This window comes from Kitasatospora sp. NPDC059817 (assembly GCF_042731835.1).
Lineage (GTDB): Bacteria > Actinomycetota > Actinomycetes > Streptomycetales > Streptomycetaceae > Kitasatospora.
The window spans coordinates 18,395-19,429 of sequence record NZ_JBHWIR010000147.1 but is presented as its reverse complement, the minus strand read 5'-3'; the positions used below and the strand labels follow the sequence as shown (position 1 = coordinate 19,429).

At 69.8% G+C, this 1,035-nt stretch carries 1 protein-coding gene and 1 rRNA gene; both read left to right on the top strand.

Going from position 1 to position 1,035, the window contains the following annotated elements:
* A 5S ribosomal RNA gene (gene rrf / locus ACFV61_RS26320) occupies window positions 1-92 on the top strand; the annotation flags it as partial.
* Window positions 93-190: 98 nt separating this feature from the next.
* Window positions 191-1,035, top strand: an 845-nt coding sequence (locus tag ACFV61_RS26315) for a phosphatase PAP2 family protein (RefSeq protein WP_380494248.1), incomplete at its 3' end; no start/stop codon positions are given.

Genomic DNA, 1,035 nt, shown 5'->3' with positions numbered 1-1,035 from the left:
CGCCCGGTTACATTCCGAACCCGGAAGCTAAGCCTTACAGCGCCGATGGTACTGCAGGGGGGACCCTGTGGGAGAGTAGGACGCCGCCGAACAATTATTCCGAAAAGACCCCCTCCCTTCTGGGAGGGGGTCTTTTTGCGTTAACCTCTGCCGACACACGAACCAGAGTTTGTCGGAGAGGCGCGATCCGTTGCAGAACCTGACCCTTACCTGGCAGTCCGCCGGGGGCGCCGCGGTCGCTCTCTACGGCGGGGCGTACGCCGCCGCCAGGGTCCGGAAGCCGTCCCTGTCGGCGCTGCTGCGGGAGGCTGGCACGCTGCTGGCGCTGTTCGCGCTCTGGCAGCTGGTGGGCCACCTCTCGGTGATGAGCGGAGACCACGCGCTGGACCGGGCGGATTGGATCCACCGCACCGAGTCGGCGATCGGTCTACCGGACGAGGCGTCCTGGCAGGCGGCCGTCACGCCGTACCCGGTGCTGGTGAGGCTCGCGAACTACTACTACGCGGCGATGCACTTCGCGGTGATGCTGGCGGTGCTGCTCTGGGTGTTCGTGCGGTACCGGGAGCGGTATGCGTGGGTGCGGAACACGGTGGTGATCACCACGGCGGTCTGTCTGCTGGTGCAGTTCATCCCGGTGGCGCCGCCCCGGATGCTGCCGCAGCACGGGTTCGTCGACGTGGCCGCCGAGTACGGGCAGTCGGTGTACGGGGGCGCGATGGGCGGTGTGGTGGTGGCCGACCAGCTGTCGGCGATGCCGTCGGTGCACGTCGCGTGGTGCGTGCTGGCGGCGGTCGCGGTGGTGCGGGTCTCGCGGAGTCCGCTGCGGTGGGTGATGGTGCTGCACCCGGTGCTGACCGTCGCGGTGGTCGTGGTGACCGCGAACCACTTCTGGGCGGACGGCATCGTCGCCGTCGTGATCCTGCTGCTCGCGTACGCCGCCCAGGCCCTGGTGGCACGTCGCCGGGGGGGGGGGGGCTGGGGACACCCGGGGCCGGACACAGCACACCCCCCCCCAGCACCGCAACCCCGCCGAGA